Genomic DNA, 21,903 nt, shown 5'->3' with positions numbered 1-21,903 from the left:
CGGCGGCCGAGGCCTGCCCGCCATGAATGGAGCACTGATAGATGAAAAAACTCAATCCCTGGAAGTTGGCCGTGCCGGTTGCCATCCTGGTCCTGGCCACCGGATGCAGCGCGCCAGCCGGATCTGCCAGCGGTGCACCGCAGGGCACCGGCGCCAAGAGCATTTCCCTGGACAGCTGCGGAAGGCAGGTCGTCTTCGACAAGGCGCCGGACAGCGTTCTTGCAGTTGGCTCGGAAGCCCCGGCCCTGCTGTCTGCCGCTGGAGCGGGAGACAAGCTCACGCACTACGCAGGCAGCTGGCAGGTGCCTTTCGACGAAGAAACCATGGCGGCAGTGCGCAACGCGGAGCGGATTACCGAGGACTCGCATGATGTCTCCTACGAAATGATCCTGGACTCGGGAGCAGACGTGGTGATCGGCACCGATATCGCTGCTGGAATCGATCTCGACTCGTTGGCTGAACGCCTGGAAAGCGCCGGAGTGAAGATGCTGACCGTCAGTGGATATTGCGCCGGATTCGAGGATCGATCCACCGGCGGGCTGAGCGGCTTCGACCAGATCTACAAGGACGTCCAGTCCTACGGCCAGCTCTTCGGCACCGAGCAGGCGGCCGAGGACTCCGTGCAGCAGATGCGAGCACGCGTCGAGCAAGCCGCGCGCAGCGTCAAGCAGGAAAGCCAGCAGCGCGGGATGCCGCTGTACGTGCCCACCGCAGGCACCTTGGGATCCTACGGCCATGAATCGCTGGTTGCCGAGCAGATGGAACTGCTTGGCCTTCAGAACGTCTTCAACGACGTGCCCAAGCGCTACTTCGAGCCCTCCACCGAAGAACTCGTGAACAGCGGCGCCGACAAGGTCTTCGCCATGTACCTGCCGACAGGCTCCTCGAACTTGGAAACCGACCAGCAGGTCATCGAGGCGCTGCGCGACCGCCCCGAATTGGCCGGATTGCCCGCCATCGAGCAGGACAGCGCCATCGTGCCGCTGAACTACTACTATTCCTCGCCCGGTCCGCTGGCAGTGGACGGGGTCGAGCTGATCGCCGACCGGCTGGCCCGTTGATGAGCCAGCCAGCGGCGCTGCGCCGGCAAGCGGCCTCATCGCGCCGCGTGGCCCGCCCGGGGCACGGACGCGGCCCCAACCGCGGCCTGGTCCGGGGCGCCACCCCCGTGGAATTCGTCAAGCTCAGTCCGGCATCGAATACCACCGTGCTGGTGACCAGCCGGCACCCGGCGGCGCACTACCGCAGTATCGCTGACCGGCTGCTGCGCGCCGAGCATGTGCACGCCGAGCAAGTCGGGTTCATCCTGCCTCCCAGCTCGCCCCGGGCCCAGGCCCGGCTGCACATGGCCGGTGGCGAATTCTGCGCCAATGCCGCGATGTCGCTGGCCGCGCTGCAGGCCGCGCGCCGCGCCCGCAGCGGCCCGCTTGAGCTGCTGATCGAAGCCTCCGGCGCCGCGCAGCTGCTGGGCTGCCGGGTCGAGCCGGCCGGTGCCGCCTACCGCTGCCAGCTGAAGATGCCCTGGCCGCTGCGCATCGACCCGTACCCGTTCCCGGGCGTCGCCGGCGCCGGGCTGCTGCGCTACGCCGATGCGGTGCATCTGGTCGCCGAATGCGACGTCTCGGATCCCCAGCTGCGCGGGCATGCGCAGCAGCTGGCCCTGGATCTGGGCGCCAGCGAAGCGGTGTCCGTCGTGGGCATCATGCTCTACGATCCGGACCGCGGGCAACTGGCCCCGCTGGTCAGCGTCCCGGCACTGGACAGCCTCATCTGGGAGGGCAGCTGCGGCTCGGGAAGCGCCGCGCTGGGCGCCTACCTGGCAACGAAAGCCGGCGCTCCGGTCAATGCCAGCGTGAAACAGCCCGGAGGCACCGTGCAGGTGCACGCCGATGGCAGCCGCGCCAAGGCCACCGCGCTGCAGATCAGCACCGAAGTAAGCATCGTGGCCGAAGGGACTGCATATATCCATGACTGAAACACCACTGGCCACCCAGGCCGCCGCCGCCGGCCTGGCCGGCGTGCTGCACGGCTACCTCGGACGGTTCGCCGAAGCCGCCCGAGACTATGACGGATCGACGCGGCACGCGGCGGCGCTCGAAGAGCTGCTGGCCGGCTATGCGCAGCTGGTCACCGACCCGGCCAATGAACCGGGCTATGCCCAGATGGCCGCCACCGACCAGGGCACGGCGCTGGTGGCGGCGCTGCGCACCGAATCGGCGCGCTGCGTCGCAGTCATCGAGAAGTACCGGGCGCTGCGCCTGCTCGAAGGCCGCAGCGGAGCCGAGGGCTACTTCGCCAACATCGAATCGTGCATCGCCGGGGAATTCGGCGCCGTCGCCCCGGACTCCAGCTCCAAGGTGCTGCTGGTCGGTTCGGGTTCCTTCCCGATGACCCTGCTGAACCTGGCCTCGCGCACCGGGGCCAGCGCCGTGGGGATCGACATCGATCCCGAAGCGCTGGAGCTGGGCCGCCGGGTCGTGGCGCAGCTGGGGCAGGGCCTGGACATCGGCCTGCAGGGCGATCAAATCCACCAGCTGGACTTCCTGCCGCAGGCCACGCACATCGTCTTCAGCTCCACGGTGGCCGTGAAATACGAGCTGCTGCACCAGCTGCACGCGCGCACCCGGCAGGACGTGGTGGTCGCAATGCGCTTCGGCGACGGGCTGAAGTCGCTGTTCAACTACCCGATGCAACCAGTGGACCCCCGGCGGTGGCAGCTGGACGGAACGATCCGCCAGCCCGGGCAGGTCTTCGACATCGCGCTGTACACCAAGGCGCGCACGAGAACGGAAAGCAATTAGCCCATGGATGAACTGGGAAATATCCTCATTGCCGGAACCGGACCGGTTGCGGTGCAAAGCGCCGTGCTGCTCGGGGCGCTGCCCGGGGAACTGGGCATTGCCGGGCGCGCCTCGCAGCGCTGCGCCGCCTTCTTCGACGCGCTGGAGGCCAACGCCGGCACCGCCCGCGTCCAGGTGCAAAACCCCTCCCATGCCGCACTGGCCGGGCAGGTGCGCATCGAGCACCGCTACCGCGGCTACCAGCAGGTGCGCGGCGGCTGGGACACCCTGGTACTGGCGGCCACCGCCGACGCCTACCTGCCGGTGCTGCGCGAACTGCCGCCGGGGGTGCTCGCATCGCTGGCGCGGATCGTGCTGCTCTCGCCCACGCTGGGCTCGGCGGCACTGGTGCGCGAATTCGCCCGCCGCAGCGGCGCCGACCCGGAAATCATCAGCTTCTCCAGCTATCTGGGGGACACCCGGCAGGTGGAGGGGACCGGCGGAGCGCTGGTGCTGACCGCCGGCGCCAAGGCCCGCATCTACGCCGGCTCCACTGGCGGGGCCACGCCCGCGCTGCAGCGGCTGCGTGCGGTGCATGCCGCGGCCGGCACCGAAGTGCAGCTGGCGGGATCGCCGGTTGAAGCCGAGGCGCGGAACATGTCGCTGTACGTGCATCCGGCCCTGTTCTTCAACGAGCTGGCGCTGCGCGCGGTCTTCGCTCCCGCCCCGCCCGTCCAGTACGTCTACAAGCTCTATCCCGAAGGCCCGGTCACCCCGGCGCTGATCCACTCCATGGCCGAGGCCTGGCGGGAACTGTCGGCCATCACCGCCGCACTGGGCGGCCAGCCGGTCAACCTGCTGGCCTTCATGCTCGATGACGGGTATCCGGTGCACCCCCAGAGTATCGACCCGGGGAAAGCGGCCAGCTTCGAGCAGCTGCCGGCCATCGAGCAGGAGTACCTGCTCTACGTGCGCTACGCCTCGCTGCTCATCGACCCCTTCTCGCAACCCGACGCGCAGGGCCGCTACTTCGACTTCTCGGCCATCGCCTTCCGCCCGGTCTTCCGCAATGACCAGGGCCAGTGGGATGTGCCGCGGATGCCCAAGGAAGACTACTACCGCACCAGGATCATCGCCGGCCTGGCCCGGGAACTGGCCGTGGCCTGCCCGATGATCGACGCGCTGCTCGCCGCCTACGAAGACGCCCTGGTGCAAGCGGCCTCGGCCCGGGAGGGCCAGGGCTGCTCGCCGGCCTTCGCGGTGCAGGATTTCGCCGAGGACCTGGCCATGATCAGCGCCGGAATCGGGAGTGCGGCATGAGCCAGCCAGAAGTCGAAACAGCGCAGCAGCTGCCCAGCGAACGGCGCATCATCGCCGAGATCTGGCCGGCGCTGCTGGCCTCGGCGCTGGGCCTTTTGCCCTTCACGGTGCTGAGCACCTTCCTGGTGCCCATCGCCGACTGGGCCGGGGCCGGCTATGCCGAAACCGGCACCCTGCGCGGGCTGGCCGGCGTCGGCGCGGTGCTCGCCGGGGTTGCGCTGGCCCCGCTGATCGGGCGCATCGCCCCGGGCACCGTGGCCGCCGCGGCGCTGGGGCTGATGGGCGCCGCCGCCATCGCGGGGACCTTCTCGGGCCTGGCGGCACTGGCAGTTTTCTGCCTGGCCACCGGGGTGTCCAACGCGCTGCTCTACCCGGCGCTGTCCACCGCGGCCGCGGACCGCTTCGGCACCACCCCGGCCGCGGGCCGGGCAGCCACCTTGGTGATGACGGCCCAGACTCTGGCCTCCACGATCGGCGCGCCGCTGCTGGTGCTGCCGGCGATGTTCTGGGGCTGGCAGGGAAACCTGGTCGCCATCGCCGCCATCAGCATCGCCCTGATCCCGGCGGTGCTGCGCTACGGCCGCCGCGGCGCCGGGCACTGCGCGGCAGACCCGGCTCCGGCTCCAGCCCGGCTGGGCTACCTGGCTGCCTTCCGCACCCTGGCCGGCGTGCCCGGAGCCCGGGCGCTGCTGCTGGTCTCCTTCGGCCGCGCCGGCGCCTTCATGGGGCACCTGGCCTTCCTGGCCCCGCTGTACGCGGAGAAGTTCGCGCTGACCGCCAGCTGGTTCGCGTTCATCTGGTCGGTCAGCGGCGGGGCCTTCTTCCTGGGGCACCTGCTGGCCGGGCGGGTGCTCAACGCCGGGGATTCGCAGCGGCGCACCCGTGCGGTGATGGTTTTCAGCCTGGGCATTTCGCTGGTGGCGCTGTTCGGCGTCTACCTGTCGCCGGTGCTGCCGCTGGCGGTGGCCGGCACGGCGCTGCTTTCGGCTAGCCACGCGGTGGTCGCGGCCGCCGTGATGAGCCTGCTGGTGAGCCGTTGCACGCAGGTGCGCGGCACCGCGCTGAGCCTGAACGCGGCCGGCATGTCCCTGGGCTTGTTCCTGGGCACAGCGGCCTCCGGAGCGGCGCTGGCCGCCGCCGGATACCTGGCCGCCGCTGCCGTGCTTGGCGCATTGACCCTGATTGCGCTGGCTGCGGCACTGAGCCTGCGCACCGATTCCATTGGCGTAACCCCGGAAAGGCAGCCATGACCCCGTTGGAACCTATCGTGCGAGAACCCCGGGAACCGCTGGCCTGCGCCGGCGATGACCTGGACCATGACCGGCGGGCCCGGCACACGTGGCTGTGGATCGCCGGGCTGCTGGCCGTGCTGCTGGCCACCTTGCCGGTGGCCGTAGGGCTCGGCCCGGTGTCCATCGAGCCGGGCACCGTGCTGCAGATCCTCAAGGCGCATCTGTCCGGGATATCCGCACCTGGCGCGTTCAGCGCCTCGGACCAGTCCATCGTCCTGCTGCTGCGCGTGCCGCGGGTGCTGCTGGGTGCCGCCGTCGGGGCCGGGCTGGCCCTGGCCGGGGTGGCGCTGCAGGCGCTGACCCGCAACATCCTGGCCGAGCCCTACCTGCTGGGCGTGACCTCCGGGGCCTCCACGCTCTCGGCGGCCGCGATCCTCTTTGGCGCCACGGCCGGCATCGGCACGGCCTCGCTGGCGACGAGCGCCTTTGCCGGCGCGCTGGCCGCCGGGATCTTCGTCTACCTGCTGGCGCGGGTCGGTTCGGAGATGACGTCCACCCGGCTGGTGCTGGCCGGGGTGTCCGTGGGCTATGTGCTCCACGCGCTCACCTCGCTGCTGATCTTCGCTTCGGATGACCCCAATGCGGGCCGTTCGGTGCTCTTCTGGACGCTGGGTTCATTGGCGCAGGCGACCGGGCAATCGGCAATGATCACCTGGATCGTGGTGCTCGGGACCGCCACGCTGCTGGCCTATTGGTCGCGGCCGCTGGACGCGCTGGCCATTGGCGATGGCACTGCGCAAGCGCTGGGAATATCTCCGGCGAAGCTGCGTGCGGCCGTCATGGTGGTGACCGCGGTGTGCGTGGGCGCGCTGGTTGCGTCCTCCGGCGGCATCGGATTCGTCGGGCTGGTGATTCCGCACGTAGCCCGGCTGTGCGTCGGTGCCACGCACCGCACCCTGATTCCGGTAGCCGCCCTGCTCGGCGCGATCTTCCTGGTCTGGGCCGATGTGCTGGCCCGGACGGCGATGGCGCCGCAGGAATTGCCGCTGGGAATCGTCACCGCATTGCTCGGCGCCCCGCTGCTGTTCGCGCTGGTTCGCAAGCTCAATGCGGCCCAATAGGAACCAAGGACCTGGAAGAAGGGAAGAACCATGATTACTGCTACAGATATTTCGGTGGGCTATGGCGGAAAGCTGGTCATTGAATCGGCGGGGCTGCAGGCGGGTCCCGGGGAAGTGGTGGGGCTGATCGGCCCCAACGGCAGCGGCAAGTCCACCCTGCTGCGCACGCTCTATGCGGCGCTGCGGCCCACGGCAGGGCTGGTGCTCGTGGACGAGCGCCCGGTCAGCGGACTGCGCGGCAACGAACTGGCCCGCAGGATTGCCGTCGTGGCCCAGGAAACGCCCACCGAGCTGCCGGTCAGTGTCGCCGAAATGGTGCTCCTGGGCAGGGTTGCGCACCGCAAGGCGCTGGCCGCCTTTGCCCGCGAGGACCACCAGGCGGTTGCTTCGGCACTGTCCCGGGTCGGCGCCCGGCATTTGGCCGACCGCCGCTACTCGACCCTGTCCGGCGGCGAGAAGCAGCGCGTGCTGGTTGCCCGGACACTGGCCCAGCAGGCCGAGCACCTGCTTCTGGACGAACCCACCAACCACCTGGATATCCGCTACCAGCATGAGCTGCTGCGCATGGTCGGGGAACTGGGAACCACCACGGTGGTGGTGCTGCACGATTTGAATCTGGCCGCCCGCTACTGCAGCAAGCTGGTCATGCTGGCCAACGGCGGGGTCATCGCTGCGGGCACGCCCCAGGAGGTGCTGGACCCTGGGCTGCTTCTGCAGGTCTACGGGATCCACGCGGAGCAGGTGGTGGTGAACGGCATCGTGCAACTGGTCTTCAGCCTGGCCGATGAGCCCAAGGTGCAACATAGTGGCACTCCAGTGCCCGGATGATAGCCTGCCCGGTAGGCAAGCATTGGCCAAGCGCCTGCCTGCCGGGCCCCAGCATTGACCGTGAAAGGTACCCCTGCCATGACGAATTCCGCCGCAATCGAGGCTGACAAGCACTACGATCTGATCATCCTCGGCACCGGTTCGGGCAACTCCATCCCCGGTCCGGAATTCGATGGAAAATCCATTGCCATCATCGAGAAGGGCGCTTTCGGCGGTACCTGCCTGAATGTCGGCTGCATCCCCACCAAGATGTATGTCTACGCCGCAGACGTCGCCCTGGAAACCAGGCAAGCGGCAAGGCTCGGAATCGATGCCCAGGTCAATTCCGTGGACTGGCCAGGCATCGTGAGCAGGGTCTTCGATAAGCGCATCGATCCCATTGCCCAGGGCGGCGAAGACTACCGCCGTGGCGGGCAGACACCGAATATCGATGTCTACGACCAGCACGCGCGTTTTGTCGGCGAGCGCACGCTGCGTACCGGGCAGGGAGCAGAAACCAAGACCATCAGCGCGGACCAGATTGTCCTTGCCGCCGGGTCGCGCCCGTTTATTCCGCAGGAAATCATCGATTCGGGCGTGGCCTTCCACACCAACGAAGACATCATGCGCTTGGCCCGCCAGCCCAAGTCCATCGTGATCATCGGCGGCGGCTACATTGCCATGGAGTTCGCCCACGTTTTCGAAGCACTGGGCACCAAGGTCACCATCCTGGCCCGCTCCGAACTCATGCGCCAGCTGGATGCCGATCTGCGCGAGCCATTCAACCAGATGGCCGCAGAACGCTATGACGTTCGCAAGGGCAGGACCGTGATCAGTGCCGTGCAGGAGCCCGACGGGGTAGCACTGACCCTGGATGACGGCTCCACCGCCAGTGCAGAAGTGCTGCTCGTGGCCACGGGGCGCATCCCCAACGGCGACCAGCTGGATCTGGACCGTGCGGGCATCGACTCCGAGGACGGACGGGTCAGCGTGGACGAATACGGCCGTTCGACGTCTGCCGAGGGCATCTGGGCGCTGGGCGACATTTCCTCGCCATTCTTGCTCAAGCATGTGGCCAACGCGGAAATGCGCGCGGTGCGCCACAACCTGCTGAACCCGCAGAACATGAAGAAGATGCCGCATGAGCACGTGCCGGCGGCGGTCTTCACCCACCCGCAGATCGCCTACGTCGGAATGACCGAGGAAGAAGCCCGCGAGGCCGGGCATGCCATTACCGCCAAGGTGCAGAAGTACGGGGATGTGGCCTACGGCTGGGCGATGGAAGACAGCACCGGTATCGCAAAGCTCATCGCTGATAGGGAAACCGGCAAGCTGCTGGGCGCGCACTACATGGGCCCGCAGGCGTCAACGCTGATCCAGCAGATGATTACGGTCATGGCCTTCGGACTGGATGTGCGCGAGGTCGCCACGCAGCAGTACTGGATCCACCCGGCCTTGCCGGAGGTCACCGAGAACGCATTGCTCGGCCTGGACTTCTCCTAGCGGCGGTTTTTCGGACCGGCGGCGAACGGATGATAGCTGGCAGCAGAACCCGAAAGGCAGTAGCAAATAGCGCCTGTTCGTCCTAGGGTGGAGCCATGAATGGGAAAACTTCAAGGACCGTGGCCTCGATGACCCGAAGCATGTTCGCGATCGCTGCCGGGGCAGGCATGGTCCTGGGGATGCTGGCGGTGCTCTGGATGTTCTGGCCGATCCGCGGGGACGGCTATGGCGGCAGCCTGGGCGATCTGGGCCTCCCGCTGGCATACGGCGCGGTTGCCGGAGTGCTGATGGGGCTTGTCTGCTGCAGCGGTGCGTATGCGGCCATTGAAATCCAGGCCATGGGGAACCAGCCGGCCACGGCAGCCAGGCAATCGGCCGCTGCCGGAATCGGCGCGGTCCTCGCGGCACTGCTTCCGGCGTTGGCCATAGCCGCGCTGGGCCTGGGCGAAATCGATCCGGCCCCGTTCCTAGGCACGGCCCTGGGGTTCCTGGCAGTGTGCTTTGCCTCGGGCTTCGCTATCCTGGCTGGGCTCAACCGCTGCGCGGCCCGCGGCTGAGGCCATCCGGGCTCCGCGGCCAGGCGCTGGCTGGATCTTGGCTGGACGCCGCTGGCAGTGCAGGGCGTGCTGTGGCACCTTGGGAAGCGGGCGCTTGGCCCAAGCGCCGGGGACGAAAGCAGACCAGGAGTGCAAATGAAGTTCAAGAGCCATCTCGCCGCATGCGCCGTGGCCGGCCTGCTGGCCGGGGCGGTGGGGCTGGCCGGAATTCCGGGGGCCCACGCCAGCGGCACGACCTACACCCAAGAGGTCTCCAGCGCCGCTACCTGCGCCATGATGGAAACCGCCACGGTGGATGCCTTCAAGGCGTCCGGGTACGAAGTCGGCAGCCACGCCTGCCTGGAAGGCAATGGCCGCTACACCTTGGTGATCGAGTACTCGCAATAGTTCCCGGGCGCCACGTGACGATTATCTAGCTGCTGGCGCACCCCGTGCAGACGTGTAAATTCGGGGCGCATCCAGCCGGGGGCGATACCCTTGGAGTATGGCCCCACGTACCCAGTCTCAGGGGACGAAGAAGACCGCGGCGCGCAAACCCAAGGCGCCTGGCTCCTCGTCCTCCAAGAAAACGCCCGAGAACCCGGATGCGGAACTCGCCCTGCCGCTGCGCGCAATACGCAGCGTGTGGATGGGCATTGCCCGGATCTTCGGCGGCGCATTCCGCCGCATCGGCGGAACCGTCAAGCCTGACTACGAGCTGCGCCGCGACGGCACCGGACTGTTCCTCGCGCTGATCTCGATGATCGTCGCGATCATCGAATGGTGGGGCCTGCGCGATGCGGGCTGGTTCGGCACCGGCGTGCACGCGGTCGCCGGCGGCACCCTGGGCTTCATGGCCGTGCTGCTGCCGGTGATCTTGTTCATCGGCGCCTTCCGGCTCTTCCGCTACCCGGAGGCGGTCACCGCGAACAACCGCATCGGCATCGGCCTGCTGATCATGACGCTCTCCGGCTCGTCCATCGCCTCGCTGGCCAACGGCTCGCCAGCGGTCTCCGACGATTTCCAGGCGCTCTGGAATGCCGGCGGCATGGCCGGTTCCATCCTGGGCACCCCGCTGGGCCTGCTGATCTCGGTCCCGGGCGCCATGGCCGTGTTCATCTTCCTGGTGGTCATGTCCATCCTGATCGTCACCGCCACGCCATTTACGCAGATCCCTTCGCGCGTGCGTTCGGGCTACAACCGCCTGCTCGGCCAGGACCCGGACGCACCCCGTGCCGCCCGCCCCACGGCCGCAGTGGAACTTGATCCAGCCGGCGAGGACCATGACCAGTCCTACCTCTACCCGCAGGACGAGGCTCCGGCCCCCGCTGCCAGGAAGAAGAAGCCCGGCTTCTTCGAACGCCGGGCCGCGGCCGCCCGCAAGGTCAACGAGGTCTACGACGTGGACGGCGGCGAGCACGCTGAACGCCCCGGCGATGTCGCCTACGACAAGGCGGTCATCGGCCAGGATGATCCTGCCGAGCAGTCCACCGGCGCGATGCCTGCCGTCAACCGCAACTCCGGCAAGATCTTCGACGCCGACGAGGCCGCCACCCAGGCCATCGCCCGCCCGGACTTCGAGTCCGCCGCCGCCCCGGCCCAGGAAGACACCGCCACGGTGGCCATCCCGAAGCCCTCCGGTCCTCCGCCCGGGGTCAAGCGCCCGACCAAGGCCGAATCCGAGATGGCCGAGATCATGGCCAATATCGGGCTGAAGGCCGAACCCGAGGCCACCACCTCCGCGATGGACCAGGTCTCCTCGCGCGCCGCCGGGCTCGCCGCATCCCCGCAGGCCCCGATCCCCGCGCGCAGCGAGCAGCTGCAGCTGTCCGGGGATGTCACCTACACCCTGCCCGAGGAGCACTACCTTCCTGCCGGCCCGCCGGCCAAGGAAGCCTCCGAGGCCAACCAGGTGGTAGTCGATGCGCTGACCAACACCCTGCAGCAGTTCAAGGTCGACGCGAAGGTCACCGGGTTCTCCCGCGGGCCCACGGTGACCCGCTACGAGATCGAGCTGGCTCCGGGCACCAAGGTGGAGAAGGTCACCGCGCTGTCCAAGAACATCTCCTATGCGGTGGCTTCCTCGGATGTGCGCATCCTCTCGCCGATTCCGGGCAAGTCAGCCATCGGCATCGAGATCCCGAACACCGACAAGGAAGTCGTGGCGCTGGGCGATGTGCTGCGCAGCTCCAATGCCCGCAAGACCGAGCACCCGATGGTGATGGGCGTGGGCAAGGACGTGGAAGGCGGCTTCGTCGTGGCCAACCTGGCCAAGATGCCGCACCTGCTGGTGGCAGGCGCCACCGGCGCGGGCAAGTCCTCGTTCGTGAACTCGATGATCACCTCGATCCTGATGCGCTCCACCCCGGACGAGGTGCGCATGGTCATGGTCGACCCCAAGCGCGTGGAGCTGACCGCCTACGAAGGCGTGCCGCACCTGATCACCCCGATCATCACCAACCCGAAGAAGGCCGCCGAGGCACTGGGCTGGGTGGTCCGCGAAATGGACACCCGCTACGACGATCTGGCCAACTTCGGTTTCAAGCACATCGACGACTTCAACAAGGCGGTCAAGGCCGGCAAGGTGCACCCTCCGGAGGGTTCCAAGCGCGTGCTCAAGCCCTACCCGTACCTGCTGGTGATCGTCGATGAGCTCGCCGACTTGATGATGGTCGCCCCGCGCGATGTCGAAGAGTCGATCGTGCGCATCACCCAGCTGGCGCGTGCCGCCGGCATCCACCTGGTGCTGGCCACCCAGCGCCCCTCGGTGGATGTGGTCACCGGCTTGATCAAGGCCAACGTGCCCTCGCGCATGGCCTTCGCGACCTCATCGGTCACCGACTCCCGTGTGGTCCTGGACCAGCCCGGGGCCGAGAAGCTGCTGGGCCAAGGCGACGCCCTGTTCCTGCCGATGGGCACCTCCAAGCCGATGCGCGTGCAGGGCGCCTGGGTGACCGAATCCGAAATCCACCGCGTGGTCGAGCACGTCAAGAGCCAGCTGAAGCCCGAGTACCGGGAAGACGTGATCCCGGCTGCCGAGAAGAAGAAGCAGATCGATGAGGACATCGGAGACGATCTGGATCTGCTGCTGCAGGCTACCGAGCTCGTGGTCACCAGCCAGTTCGGCTCCACCTCGATGCTGCAGCGCAAGCTGCGCGTGGGCTTCGCCAAGGCCGGACGCCTGATGGACCTGATGGAATCGCGGGGCGTGGTCGGCCCTTCCGAGGGCTCCAAGGCCCGCGATGTGCTGATCCAGCCCGATGACCTGCCCATGGTCCTGGCCGCGATGCGCGGCGATGACCCGGCGACCAGCACCCCGTCGGCCACCGAGGCCGCGCTGGTGGCCGAAGCCAACGTGAACCACGCCGAGCCGGTCACCGACTATGCCGAGGACCTGGTTGCCAAGGATCTGGAAGATCGCCCGCAAGCCGTCGACTACTTCGATGGCTCCGACGAACCTGGCGAAGACGCCTGGGACCTGACAGGAAGAAACTGAAACCCATGAGCGAGCAAGCTGGCCGCAGTGCCCAGCCACCGGTACCGACGCTGAATATCGCCAACGTGCTCACTACCATCCGCATCATCATGGTGCCTTTCTTCGTCTGGTCCCTGATGGCCGATAACCACGAGCAAGGCCTGTGGCGCTGGGTCGCGCTGGGACTTTTCGTGGTGGCCATGTACACCGACAAGCTCGACGGGGACCTGGCGCGCAGCCGCGGGCTGGTCACCAACTTCGGCAAGATCGCGGACCCGATCGCCGACAAGCTGCTCACCGGTTCGGCGCTGGTTTGCTTCTCGATCCTGGCCGAGCTGCCTTGGTGGGTCACCATCGTGATCCTGGCGCGCGAATGGGGCATCACCTTGCTGCGCGTGGTGGTCATCCGCTACGGCGTGATTGCCGCGAATATGGGCGGCAAGATCAAGACCGTGTTGCAGGCCATCGTGATCGGCCTGTACCTGCTGCCCTACACCCACACCGTTGACTGGCTGGGCACCGTGGCGTGGTACCTGATGCTGCTGACCCTGGCCGTCACCGTGGTCACCGGACTGGAATACCTGGTCAAGGCCGGCCAGCTGGCAGCCGCGGCCAAGAAGCAGAAGTAGGGCCGGCACCATGAAGCCCCAGGCACCCGAGGTGATCGCCAAGGCCATTGAAGGCGATGTGCAGCTGGCTACGGCCGAATCGCTGACCGCTGGCATGATTGCCGCGCGCCTGGCCGAGGTGCCCGGCGCCTCGGCGGTGCTGCGCGGGGGAGTTGTCAGCTATTCCTCGGCGGTGAAGTCATCGCTGCTGGGCGTCGACGAGATGCTGCTTGCCTCCAACGGATCGGTGGATCCCGAGGTTGCCCGGCAGATGGCCGTAGGGGCGCAGCGTGCCTGCGGTGCAGACGCGGCGATTTCTGCAACCGGGGTCGCTGGACCGGACCCGCACGATGGCAAGGCGGTGGGAACCGTGTATATTGGGTGGGCCATGGGCGCTGACTCGGGATCCGAAGTCCACCACTTCGTGGGAGACCGGGCACAGATCCGCGAGCAGAGCACCTTGGCGGCACTTCACCAGTTCGCTGCCATCTTGGATAAAGCTTCTTCACAGTAAGACGCGAAATACTCTTCTTCCCGAGATGTTACGCAAAAATCACGGCATATGTGGCGTAGGTCGCATTTAAGTGATTAGGGTGAATGTACGGGAACAAAATCGTATGACCTGTCGTTGTACGAATTGCAGGGCCGCAAGGATGGCCCCCGTATTTGATTAGATCTTCGAGATGGACCTAGGAGCAGAGGCTAAATTCATGGTCAAGCAACCCGTAACTGTCAATGGTGTCGTCCGTTGGCGCGATATGGGAGAAGCCCATATGGTCCAGCCCGAGAAGGAGGAGCACAAAATGGTAGTACTCCGTCATGAAATCGGCGATGTTCTGCGCGACGTCCGTCAGCGCCAGGGACGTACCCTTCGCGAGGTTTCGCATAGCGCACGTGTTTCCCTTGGCTACCTGTCCGAGGTTGAGCGTGGCCAGAAGGAAGCCTCTTCGGAGCTGCTCTCCTCGATCTGCGTGGCGCTGGAAATCCCGTTGTCCCTGATGCTCCGTGAAGTATCCGAGCGCGTTGCCCTGGCAGAGGGCATTGCTATCCCGGATACCGTCCCTACGGATATGGCCAACGAGTTTGCGGCCAAGAGCGGCAACAAGCCATTGGCCTCGGTCTAGAACCAAATTTTTTAGGGCTACCGCCACTCAGTAATCGAGACTGCCGGCAGCCGTGCAAGGAGCCTGCGCGAAATGCGTGGGCTCCTTGCCTATGCGTGGGAGAATAACTAGGTGAAAATCAGCGATTTCTGGCGCAACATGGAAAACGAGTTCGGCGCGCGGTACTCCCACGTGCTGGCCGATTCCATGGCCCTTACCGAACTTGGCAGCCTTACCGCCGCGCAGGCGCTGGACAAGGGCATCAAGCCCAAGCAGATTTGGGAAGCCCTGTGCAAGGCGCAAGACATTCCGGCCGAACGCTGGCTTGGCGTGGATATCGAGCCGAAGGAATCGTAGCGACTCCGTTCGAAAGTCCCGGCACTGGATCTTCGAACATGCCGTGTTGAATTTCGAACACCTGTTCGGATAGGGTTATCCTAGAAGCAACGCAGGAAACTGCACCAAGAACTTAAGCACTGAGACTGTCCACACTTGAGGGCTATCGGAGTCCAAAGTGTCGGTGGGCAAGCATACTGTCTATTGCAGGACAAAATTCATGAGCAAGTACGTAGCAGGCTTGCAAGAGCAAAGGTGAACCATGGCAGCAAAAAATGATCGGGAAAAGGCGCTAGAGGCTGTCCTGGGCCAAATCGACAAGGCCTACGGCAAGGGCTCGGTCATGCGCCTGGGCGATGAAACCCGTGCACCCATTGAAGTAATTCCTACCGGTTCGGTTGCCTTGGATGTCGCCCTTGGCATTGGCGGCCTGCCACGCGGCCGCGTGGTTGAAATCTACGGCCCTGAGTCCTCGGGTAAAACCACGGTTGCCCTGCATGCAGTCGCCAGCGCGCAGAAGGCCGGCGGCGTTGCGGCTTTCATCGATGCTGAGCACGCGCTTGATCCGGAATACGCCAAGAAGCTGGGCGTCGACACCGACGCACTGCTGGTCTCCCAGCCGGATACCGGCGAGCAGGCTCTGGAAATCATGGATATGCTCGTGGGCTCCGGCGCGCTGGATATCATCGTCATCGACTCCGTGGCAGCGCTGGTTCCACGTGCCGAAATCGAAGGCGAAATGGGTGACAGCCATGTCGGCCTGCAGGCCCGCTTGATGTCCCAGGCTCTGCGCAAGATCACCGGCCGCCTCTCGGCCTCGAAGACTACCGCAATCTTCATCAACCAGCTGCGTGAAAAGATTGGCGTCTTCTTCGGCAGCCCGGAAACCACCACTGGCGGCAAGGCGCTGAAGTTCTACGCTTCGGTCCGCATCGACATCCGCCGCATTGAGACCCTGAAAGAGGGCACCAATGCGGTCGGCAACCGCACCCGCTGCAAGGTCGTCAAGAACAAGATGGCTCCTCCTTTCAAGCAGGCTGAATTCGACATCCTGTACGGCCACGGCATCTCCCGCGAAGGTTCGCTCATCGATATGGGTGTCGAGCATAACCTGGTCAAGAAGTCCGGTGCCTGGTTCACCTACGACGGGGACCAGCTGGGCCAGGGCAAGGAAAACGCCCGCCGCTTCCTGCGCGACAACCCGGATCTGGCCGACGAACTCGAGCGCCAGATCTTGCAGAAGCTCGGCGTTCTGCCACAGGAAGAAGTTGAAGAAGACGAGACCGAACTGCGAGTCGTCGAGGGCGATAAGTAGTGGCCCCAGGCTTCCAGCGACGTAGCGTCCGACCCGGAAAGAATTCCGGGTCGGACGCTACGTCCGTTTCCAAAGAGTTCCAGGGGGATCCCGAGGACATGCCGGACTGGGCAAAACCCAGCCCGGAAGAAGTGGAAGCACAAGCGGCTGAGGAATCAGCTAGGCGGGAACGCGCCGCCCGGCGCGCCGCAACCCCAGCCATGCCAGCGGGCAGCACCTCCCGCACCATTGCCAGCTTCCCGGAGGAATCCAGGAAACCGGGCAGTGTTGAAGAGCTGCGTGCGGCGATGGAACAGATTGTTGCCGCGCCCGCACCGGCCAAACCCTCGAAGCAGGAACGCCGCGAAGCACGCGAAGCGAGAAAAGCGGCGCGCGAAGCCGGGGAGCCCGAAGAGCTCAGCGATGACCAGTGGCGGGAAAAGGCGCGTGGCATTTTGCTGCGCCAGCTCACAGCCAGCGACAAGACCGCGAAACAGCTCAAGGACAAGCTTCTTGACAACCAATGCCCTGAGGATATCGCTGATGAAGTCATCGACCGGTATGCCGAGATCAATCTCGTTGATGATGAACGCTTTGCGAAGTCGTGGGTAGTTGCCCGCGCGCGCTCGCGCGGTTTGGCCCGTGGGGCGATCAAGCGCGAGCTGCGCACCAAGGGCGTAGACGATGAACTGGCCGCTGAAGCGCTTGAGCAGATTGATGATGAGGCCGAGGAGCAGCGGGCCCGTGAACTGGTTCGCGCGAAACTGCGCCCGGAATCCATGGGCGCAGATCGGGATAGGGCATTACGCCGACTAGTAGGGATGCTGGGGCGTAAAGGCTACAACGGCGGCTTGGCCTTCAAGGTCGCGCGCGAAGAATGGGAAGAGCGCTTCGGTAGCCGCTACTGATTGCGCTTCGGATCCTGGGCAGGTGCTTTGCTGCGGCGTCCAAGCCAATCGTCAATGCCCTGGTATGCCCACAGGATCAAGGCGGCGATCCCGGCAAGCACCGAGCCAACACCGATATTGAACAGCAGGTCATCGGTCTCGTGGTCCATCGGCGGGAGGAGGCCGATGGCGATCGGGATGGCGAAAAGGAAAAGTGCGGATATTCCGGCCATCCAGATATGGAAGACCTTCATGCCGCGTGACAAGCGCAATGGGCGGGATTTCTCGGGTTCCGGTTGTGGGCGGGGTGAATGGTTTTCCACGGAAATCTCTCTCATAGGCCGAATTGGCTAGTTGATAGTCTAATTCAATCCTAACCCTTCCGAGGGAAGCGGTGAATCCGGCGATTAGCGGGCACGCGCTGCGAACAGCACGCCGGAGCGCGTCCCAAGGTCACCTGTATTTCAGCAGTACCCAATCTTCGGTAATCTTGAAGAGTGACTGAGCAACATACCTTGAGCAACATCGGCAGTGGAGAACTACCCCGTACCTATGAAGTACGTACCTTCGGCTGCCAAATGAACGTGCACGATTCCGAGCGGCTCTCCGGTCTCCTGGAAGATGCGGGCCTAAGCCGCAAATCCGAAGAGCTGGCCGAAGAAGCAGCCGACGTCGTCGTCTTCAATACCTGCGCAGTGCGTGAAAACGCAGACAACAAGCTCTACGGGCATCTGGGCCTGCTGAAGAACCTGAAGGCCGAACGCCCCAATATGCAAATTGCCGTCGGCGGGTGCCTTGCCCAGAAGGACCGGGACACCATCGTCAAGAAAGCCCCATGGGTAGACGTGGTGTTCGGCACGCACAATATCGGTTCGTTGCCTACGCTGCTGGCCCGCTCGCGCCACAACCAGGAGGCGCAACTGGAGATCCTGGAATCACTGGATGTCTTCCCATCCACCTTGCCGACTCGACGCGAATCCGTGTACGCAGGCTGGGTCTCCATTTCCGTGGGTTGCAACAATACCTGCACCTTCTGCATCGTCCCATCCTTGCGCGGCAAGGAGCGCGATCGCCGCCCGGGCGAGATCCTCGCCGAAATCCAGGCCCTGGTCGATGATGGGGCCATCGAAGTGACCCTGCTGGGCCAGAACGTGAATTCCTACGGCGTGGAATTCGGAGACCGCTTGGCCTTCGGCAAGTTGCTGCGCGCTTGCGGCGAAATAGAAGGACTCGAACGCGTGCGCTTCACCAGCCCGCACCCAGCGGCCTTCACCGATGACGTCATCGATGCCATGGCCGAGACCCCGAACGTGATGCCGCAGCTGCATATGCCGCTGCAGTCCGGCTCGGACAGGGTGCTCAAGGAAATGCGCCGCTCCTACCGGTCCAAGAAATTCCTGGGCATCCTGGAAAAGGTTCGCGAACGCATCCCGCATGCGGCAATCACCACCGACATCATCGTTGGCTTCCCGGGCGAAACCGAAGAGGACTTCCAAGCCACCCTCGACGTGGTTGAAGCGTCGCGATTCTCCTCGGCATTCACCTTCCAGTATTCCAAGCGGCCGGGAACACCGGCAGCCGAACTTGAAGACCAGCTGCCCAAGGCCGTGGTCCAGGAACGCTACGAGCGACTGACCGCGCTCCAGGACCGCATTGCCAAGGAAGAGAATGCGAAGCAGCTGGGCCGTACCGTAGAAGTGATGGCCACCGAGCAGTCCGGACGCAAGTCCGGGGAAACCCGGCGCCTGTCCGGACGCTCGCAGGACCAGCGCCTGGTGCACTTCTCTGTGCCTGACGGAGCCCAAGCCCCGCGCCCAGGCGATCTGGTCACCCTGCCTATTACCGAAGTGGCATCATTCCACCTGATTTCCGATCCCACCGCTGACCAGTACTCCCTGCGCCGTTCGCGTGCCGGGGATGCCTGGGACCGTGCCCAAGCCGAAAGCTGCGGGGTACCTTCCCCAGCTGCGAACGGTTCCATCGGCCGCACGAGCTTGGGCATGCCAACCTTGAAAGTGCGTAGCTAAGTACATGACCAATTCGAACCTGCCGGTCATCGCCATCGTCGGCCCCACCGGCACCGGCAAGTCAGATTTGGCTATTGCCCTGGCCCGGGAACTGGGCGGGGAAATCGTCAATTCAGATGCCCTGCAGTTCTACCGCGGCATGGATATCGGCACCGCGAAGCTGCCGGTGGATGAACGTGGCGGCATCGAGCATCATTTGCTCGACACCATGGCCATCACCGAGGAAGCGTCCGTCGCGGCCTTCCAAGCCCAAGCCCGCGACCACTTCGCCCGAATCCAGGCCCGCGGCAAGATTCCGGTGATGGTCGGCGGCTCTGGACTGTATGTACGCGCAGCACTTGACGTCATCGATTTCCCGCCGACGGATCCCGGGGTCAGGAAACGGCTGGAGGCTGAGGTCGAGGCCGAAGGCGACGGACCCCTGCGCCGCCGATTGGCCGAGGTGGACCCGGTGTCAGCTGGGCGCAACCTGGATTTGCGCCGCGCGATCCGGGCCCTTGAAGTCTACGAGATTTCCGGGCGGGCCTTCAGCTCCTTCATGCCGCAACGCGAGTATGCCGCACCGGCAATCCAGATCGGTTTGAACTATGACCGGCATGCATTGCACGAAGCCCTGGAGGCCCGCGTGCACAAGATGGATGCCATGGGATTAGCCGAAGAAGTCGCAGGACTTCTTGAACAAGGATTACGCGAAGGCAAGACCGCTTCGCGTGCCATCGGGTACCAGCAGTACATTGACTACTTGGATGCGCTGATCACCCGAGCCGAAGCCATCGACCAGACGATCATCGCCACGCGCAAGTTCGCGCGACGGCAGATCACCTGGTTCAATGCAGACCAGCGGGTCAACTGGCTGAACCCGATCGAACCGGGACTGCTGGAAAAAACGCTGAAGATCATTGGCTAGCCAACATACGCAGGAAAACTCTAGGAGCATTGATGTACCGCACCGAACTAGGACAGCTGGCTGGACAACATTTTGCCAAGGGCCACGCTACCGGCAACGACTTCGTACTGGTTGCAGACCCTGAAGCAAAGCTCGACATCACCCCCGAACAGGTAGCGGCCCTATGCCATCGCCGCTTCGGCATTGGCGGCGACGGGCTCATCCGTGCCGTGCCAACCTCCAAGGTTCCGGGATACGAAGAGCAGTTCCTGGAGAACCCCAAGGCCTACTGGTTCATGGATTACCGGAACAACGACGGTTCCATCGCCGAAATGTGCGGCAATGGCGTGCGTGCCTTCGCGCACTACCTGATTGCCGAGGGGCTGGTGAGCCTCCAGGTGGGGCAAAGCTTCCAAATCGGCAGCCGTGCAGGGGTCAAGGAAATTACCCGCCTGGTCGATGGCTACGCAGTGAACCTGGGTCCTTGGGGCCTGATCTTCGAGCAGGACGCGGCCGAAAAATCCGTGGACTCCATGGTCAAGCCGCGTGGCTGGGAACAGGCCCTGCCGGCCTTGAGCATCACCATGGGCAATCCGCACACCGTTGTGGCGTTGCCCGATGCCCGAATGCTCGAAGAATTGGACCTGTTCCAGGCACCAGAGGTATCTCCCGTTCCTGCCCACGGCACCAACGTGGAATTCGTGGTTCCATCCGAACCGCTGATTGAAGAAGACGGAGTTGCCCAGGTCCAGATGCGCGTCCATGAACGCGGGGTAGGCGAGACCCTCTCTTGCGGTACCGGTGCCTGCGCGGCTGCAGCTGCCGTACGCTACTGGGCGCGCAGCACCGCGCTGATCAACCAGTGGGCTGTTGCGGTGCCAGGCGGCGTGGTCGGCGTTGAATTCCGCGGCAATGCAAGCGGCGGAGAAGATACGATCCTCAGCGGCCCCGCGGATCTGGTGGCGCGCGGGATCCTCGGTGCGCAGTAGAACTGATCCGGTTCTTCGCAGAACCGCAGATTGGCTCGGCTAGCGGATCTGCGGTTTGCCTTCGGTCCTCTAGGCCGGGCGCGCTACCTTCAGCACGCGGAAGGCCTTGGCGGTCGCTTCGCGGGTGATCTTCCACTCCGAGGGAAGCTGCTCAACCAGCCACTTCTGCAACGAGTCACTGCCAAGGTTCTTCTGCACCACCATCCAGGCCTCGCCGCCCGGGGCCAAACGCGGCAACCACAGCATCAGCAGCTCATGCAGGGCATCCTTGCCGATGCGAATGGGCGGGTTGGACCAGATGGTGTCGAATTCCAGGTTCGGATCCACGGATTCAGGAGTGCCGACAACAACGTTGGACAAGCCCAACGCCGTGGCGTTCAAGCGGGCCAGATCGATGGAACGCTCATTGACGTCGACGCCGTAGACCTCGGACTGCGGGGACTGCTCGGCAGCGGCCAAGGTGATGGGCCCCCAGCCGCACCCGATATCCAGGATGCGTCCGCGAGGGGCCGGCACGTACTGCAGCAATACCGCTGTGCCCTTATCCAGCCCGGCAGGGGAGAAAATGCCGGAGGCCGTCTGCACTTTGCGCAGCGAGCCATTGAGCTCGACTTCGATGGTGCGACGTTCGTCTGCCGAGGCCGGGCTGGCGGTGAAGTAGTGATCCGAGGTCATAGGCAAAGTTTATCGCCCAGTACGGTTACCCCAAAGAACAGGGTCTCCAACGTGAGCAAAGCGATATAGGCACGACACGATATCACTGATAGAGTTTTCCCTATGACTTTCATTTTCGTCTAATACGTAATCCTCTTGGTTACCCGCGATTCCACGAGCTGGCCGTGCACTTCTTGCGCGCCCACCTGCATGAATCAGCAGACAGCAAAGTCATTTCCCCTTCTTGGCAGTTCTTCTTTTTGGAACCCCGCATTCGCCTTTGCTCACCGGTAACCATGCATTCACCTGTCTGCTCATAGACCTTTACTCCTTGCAAAGGACCAC

At 64.9% G+C, this 21,903-nt stretch carries 22 protein-coding genes; 20 read left to right on the top strand and 2 right to left on the bottom strand.

Annotated elements, in window-relative coordinates:
- Positions 1-41 precede the first annotated feature (41 nt).
- The 17 genes from ACFVHU_RS08365 to ACFVHU_RS08285 all read left to right on the top strand — a co-directional run bounded on the left by ACFVHU_RS08365 (position 42) and on the right by ACFVHU_RS08285 (position 17,023).
- Positions 42-1,061 (top strand): ABC transporter substrate-binding protein, encoded by a 1,020-nt coding sequence (locus ACFVHU_RS08365; protein ID WP_105658181.1) that lies wholly within the window; start codon positions 42-44, stop codon positions 1,059-1,061.
- Positions 1,061-1,975, top strand: coding sequence for a hypothetical protein (locus tag ACFVHU_RS08360; protein WP_388023904.1), 915 nt, complete (start codon positions 1,061-1,063; stop codon positions 1,973-1,975). The genes ACFVHU_RS08365 and ACFVHU_RS08360 overlap by 1 nt, the downstream gene beginning before the upstream one ends.
- The gene (locus ACFVHU_RS08355; protein ID WP_105658179.1) at positions 1,968-2,801 is read left to right on the top strand and encodes a class I SAM-dependent methyltransferase; all 834 of its coding nucleotides are present in this window, start codon (positions 1,968-1,970) and stop codon (positions 2,799-2,801) included. Before ACFVHU_RS08360 ends, ACFVHU_RS08355 begins: the two co-directional genes overlap by 8 nt.
- 3 nt (positions 2,802-2,804) lie before the next feature.
- Positions 2,805-4,100, top strand: a complete 1,296-nt coding sequence (locus ACFVHU_RS08350; protein ID WP_332727689.1) for an opine metallophore biosynthesis dehydrogenase — start codon at positions 2,805-2,807, stop codon at positions 4,098-4,100.
- Positions 4,097-5,350, top strand: coding sequence for an MFS transporter (locus tag ACFVHU_RS08345; RefSeq protein ID WP_388023901.1), 1,254 nt, complete (start codon positions 4,097-4,099; stop codon positions 5,348-5,350). The genes ACFVHU_RS08350 and ACFVHU_RS08345 overlap by 4 nt, the downstream gene beginning before the upstream one ends.
- Entirely contained in the window at positions 5,347-6,453 is a 1,107-nt protein-coding gene (locus tag ACFVHU_RS08340; RefSeq protein WP_388023899.1) for a FecCD family ABC transporter permease, read from the top strand. Before ACFVHU_RS08345 ends, ACFVHU_RS08340 begins: the two co-directional genes overlap by 4 nt.
- A gap of 30 nt (positions 6,454-6,483) precedes the next feature.
- Positions 6,484-7,281, top strand: coding sequence for an ABC transporter ATP-binding protein (locus ACFVHU_RS08335; RefSeq protein WP_388023896.1), 798 nt, complete (start codon positions 6,484-6,486; stop codon positions 7,279-7,281).
- Between the two features lie 78 nt (positions 7,282-7,359).
- Positions 7,360-8,763 carry a mycothione reductase gene (gene mtr, locus ACFVHU_RS08330; RefSeq protein WP_388023894.1) on the top strand — a complete coding sequence of 468 codons (1,404 nt, stop codon included), beginning with the start codon at positions 7,360-7,362 and terminating at the stop codon, positions 8,761-8,763.
- Positions 8,764-8,858: 95 nt separating this feature from the next.
- On the top strand, positions 8,859-9,320 hold the full coding sequence (locus ACFVHU_RS08325; RefSeq protein WP_388023892.1) for a hypothetical protein: 462 nt from the start codon (positions 8,859-8,861) through the stop codon (positions 9,318-9,320).
- A gap of 135 nt (positions 9,321-9,455) precedes the next feature.
- Positions 9,456-9,707, top strand: coding sequence for a hypothetical protein (locus tag ACFVHU_RS08320; protein ID WP_105658172.1), 252 nt, complete (start codon positions 9,456-9,458; stop codon positions 9,705-9,707).
- A 97-nt stretch (positions 9,708-9,804) separates the two neighbouring features.
- Entirely contained in the window at positions 9,805-12,795 is a 2,991-nt protein-coding gene (locus ACFVHU_RS08315; RefSeq protein WP_388023889.1) for a DNA translocase FtsK 4TM domain-containing protein, read from the top strand.
- 5 nt (positions 12,796-12,800) lie between these two features.
- Positions 12,801-13,403, top strand: a complete 603-nt coding sequence (gene pgsA / locus ACFVHU_RS08310; protein ID WP_388023887.1) for a CDP-diacylglycerol--glycerol-3-phosphate 3-phosphatidyltransferase — start codon at positions 12,801-12,803, stop codon at positions 13,401-13,403.
- A 10-nt stretch (positions 13,404-13,413) separates the two neighbouring features.
- Entirely contained in the window at positions 13,414-13,896 is a 483-nt protein-coding gene (locus ACFVHU_RS08305; protein ID WP_105661877.1) for a CinA family protein, read from the top strand.
- Positions 13,897-14,092: 196 nt separating this feature from the next.
- A complete protein-coding gene (locus ACFVHU_RS08300; RefSeq protein WP_105658240.1) occupies positions 14,093-14,506 on the top strand; it encodes a helix-turn-helix domain-containing protein in 414 nt (137 codons plus the stop codon).
- A 111-nt stretch (positions 14,507-14,617) separates the two neighbouring features.
- Complete coding sequence (locus tag ACFVHU_RS08295) at positions 14,618-14,842, top strand: DUF3046 domain-containing protein (RefSeq protein WP_105658168.1); 225 nt, start codon at positions 14,618-14,620, stop codon at positions 14,840-14,842.
- A 241-nt stretch (positions 14,843-15,083) separates the two neighbouring features.
- A complete protein-coding gene (gene recA, locus ACFVHU_RS08290) occupies positions 15,084-16,136 on the top strand; it encodes a recombinase RecA (RefSeq protein WP_105658167.1) in 1,053 nt (350 codons plus the stop codon).
- Between the two features lie 131 nt (positions 16,137-16,267).
- Positions 16,268-17,023, top strand: coding sequence for a regulatory protein RecX (locus tag ACFVHU_RS08285; RefSeq protein WP_181148895.1), 756 nt, complete (start codon positions 16,268-16,270; stop codon positions 17,021-17,023).
- Here the strand turns inward: ACFVHU_RS08285 and ACFVHU_RS08280 are convergent.
- A complete protein-coding gene (locus ACFVHU_RS08280) occupies positions 17,017-17,325 on the bottom strand; it encodes a hypothetical protein (protein WP_133832956.1) in 309 nt (102 codons plus the stop codon). The two genes, ACFVHU_RS08285 and ACFVHU_RS08280, sit on opposite strands and share 7 nt — an antisense overlap.
- 174 nt (positions 17,326-17,499) lie before the next feature.
- Here ACFVHU_RS08280 and miaB point away from each other — a divergent pair, with 174 nt between their 5' ends.
- From miaB to dapF, 3 genes are read left to right on the top strand one after another with little or no spacing between them, the layout of a single operon-like run.
- On the top strand, positions 17,500-19,029 hold the full coding sequence (miaB, locus tag ACFVHU_RS08275) for a tRNA (N6-isopentenyl adenosine(37)-C2)-methylthiotransferase MiaB (protein ID WP_105658164.1): 1,530 nt from the start codon (positions 17,500-17,502) through the stop codon (positions 19,027-19,029).
- A gap of 4 nt (positions 19,030-19,033) precedes the next feature.
- Positions 19,034-19,936 carry a tRNA (adenosine(37)-N6)-dimethylallyltransferase MiaA gene (gene miaA, locus ACFVHU_RS08270; protein ID WP_133832954.1) on the top strand — a complete coding sequence of 301 codons (903 nt, stop codon included), beginning with the start codon at positions 19,034-19,036 and terminating at the stop codon, positions 19,934-19,936.
- 32 nt (positions 19,937-19,968) lie between these two features.
- The gene (gene dapF, locus ACFVHU_RS08265) at positions 19,969-20,904 is read left to right on the top strand and encodes a diaminopimelate epimerase (protein ID WP_133832953.1); all 936 of its coding nucleotides are present in this window, start codon (positions 19,969-19,971) and stop codon (positions 20,902-20,904) included.
- A gap of 69 nt (positions 20,905-20,973) precedes the next feature.
- Here the strand turns inward: dapF and ACFVHU_RS08260 are convergent, their stop codons facing one another.
- Positions 20,974-21,579, bottom strand: a complete 606-nt coding sequence (locus ACFVHU_RS08260) for a class I SAM-dependent methyltransferase (protein ID WP_105658161.1) — start codon at positions 21,577-21,579, stop codon at positions 20,974-20,976.
- Between the last annotated feature and the right edge of the window lie 324 nt (positions 21,580-21,903).

The organism is Glutamicibacter sp. NPDC127525 (genome assembly GCF_042672105.1).
GTDB lineage: Bacteria > Actinomycetota > Actinomycetes > Actinomycetales > Micrococcaceae > Glutamicibacter.
The sequence above is the reverse complement of the archived record's forward strand: the minus strand, read 5'-3'. Positions and strand labels throughout refer to the sequence as shown.

Bases quoted from the DNA above. Each gene is read 5' to 3' on its own strand.
- ACFVHU_RS08365 (WP_105658181.1), top strand. From the start codon at position 42: ATGAAAAAACTCAATCCCTGGAAGTTGGCCGTGCCGGTTGCCATCCTG.
- ACFVHU_RS08360 (WP_388023904.1), top strand. From the start codon at position 1,061: ATGAGCCAGCCAGCGGCGCTGCGCCGGCAAGCGGCCTCATCGCGCCGC.
- ACFVHU_RS08355 (WP_105658179.1), top strand. From the start codon at position 1,968: ATGACTGAAACACCACTGGCCACCCAGGCCGCCGCCGCCGGCCTGGCC.
- ACFVHU_RS08350 (WP_332727689.1), top strand. From the start codon at position 2,805: ATGGATGAACTGGGAAATATCCTCATTGCCGGAACCGGACCGGTTGCG.
- ACFVHU_RS08345 (WP_388023901.1), top strand. From the start codon at position 4,097: ATGAGCCAGCCAGAAGTCGAAACAGCGCAGCAGCTGCCCAGCGAACGG.
- ACFVHU_RS08340 (WP_388023899.1), top strand. From the start codon at position 5,347: ATGACCCCGTTGGAACCTATCGTGCGAGAACCCCGGGAACCGCTGGCC.
- ACFVHU_RS08335 (WP_388023896.1), top strand. From the start codon at position 6,484: ATGATTACTGCTACAGATATTTCGGTGGGCTATGGCGGAAAGCTGGTC.
- mtr (WP_388023894.1), top strand. From the start codon at position 7,360: ATGACGAATTCCGCCGCAATCGAGGCTGACAAGCACTACGATCTGATC.
- ACFVHU_RS08325 (WP_388023892.1), top strand. From the start codon at position 8,859: ATGAATGGGAAAACTTCAAGGACCGTGGCCTCGATGACCCGAAGCATG.
- ACFVHU_RS08320 (WP_105658172.1), top strand. From the start codon at position 9,456: ATGAAGTTCAAGAGCCATCTCGCCGCATGCGCCGTGGCCGGCCTGCTG.
- ACFVHU_RS08315 (WP_388023889.1), top strand. From the start codon at position 9,805: ATGGCCCCACGTACCCAGTCTCAGGGGACGAAGAAGACCGCGGCGCGC.
- pgsA (WP_388023887.1), top strand. From the start codon at position 12,801: ATGAGCGAGCAAGCTGGCCGCAGTGCCCAGCCACCGGTACCGACGCTG.
- ACFVHU_RS08305 (WP_105661877.1), top strand. From the start codon at position 13,414: ATGAAGCCCCAGGCACCCGAGGTGATCGCCAAGGCCATTGAAGGCGAT.
- ACFVHU_RS08300 (WP_105658240.1), top strand. From the start codon at position 14,093: ATGGTCAAGCAACCCGTAACTGTCAATGGTGTCGTCCGTTGGCGCGAT.
- recA (WP_105658167.1), top strand. From the start codon at position 15,084: ATGGCAGCAAAAAATGATCGGGAAAAGGCGCTAGAGGCTGTCCTGGGC.
- miaA (WP_133832954.1), top strand. From the start codon at position 19,034: ATGACCAATTCGAACCTGCCGGTCATCGCCATCGTCGGCCCCACCGGC.
- dapF (WP_133832953.1), top strand. From the start codon at position 19,969: ATGTACCGCACCGAACTAGGACAGCTGGCTGGACAACATTTTGCCAAG.
- ACFVHU_RS08260 (WP_105658161.1), bottom strand. From the start codon at position 21,579: ATGACCTCGGATCACTACTTCACCGCCAGCCCGGCCTCGGCAGACGAA.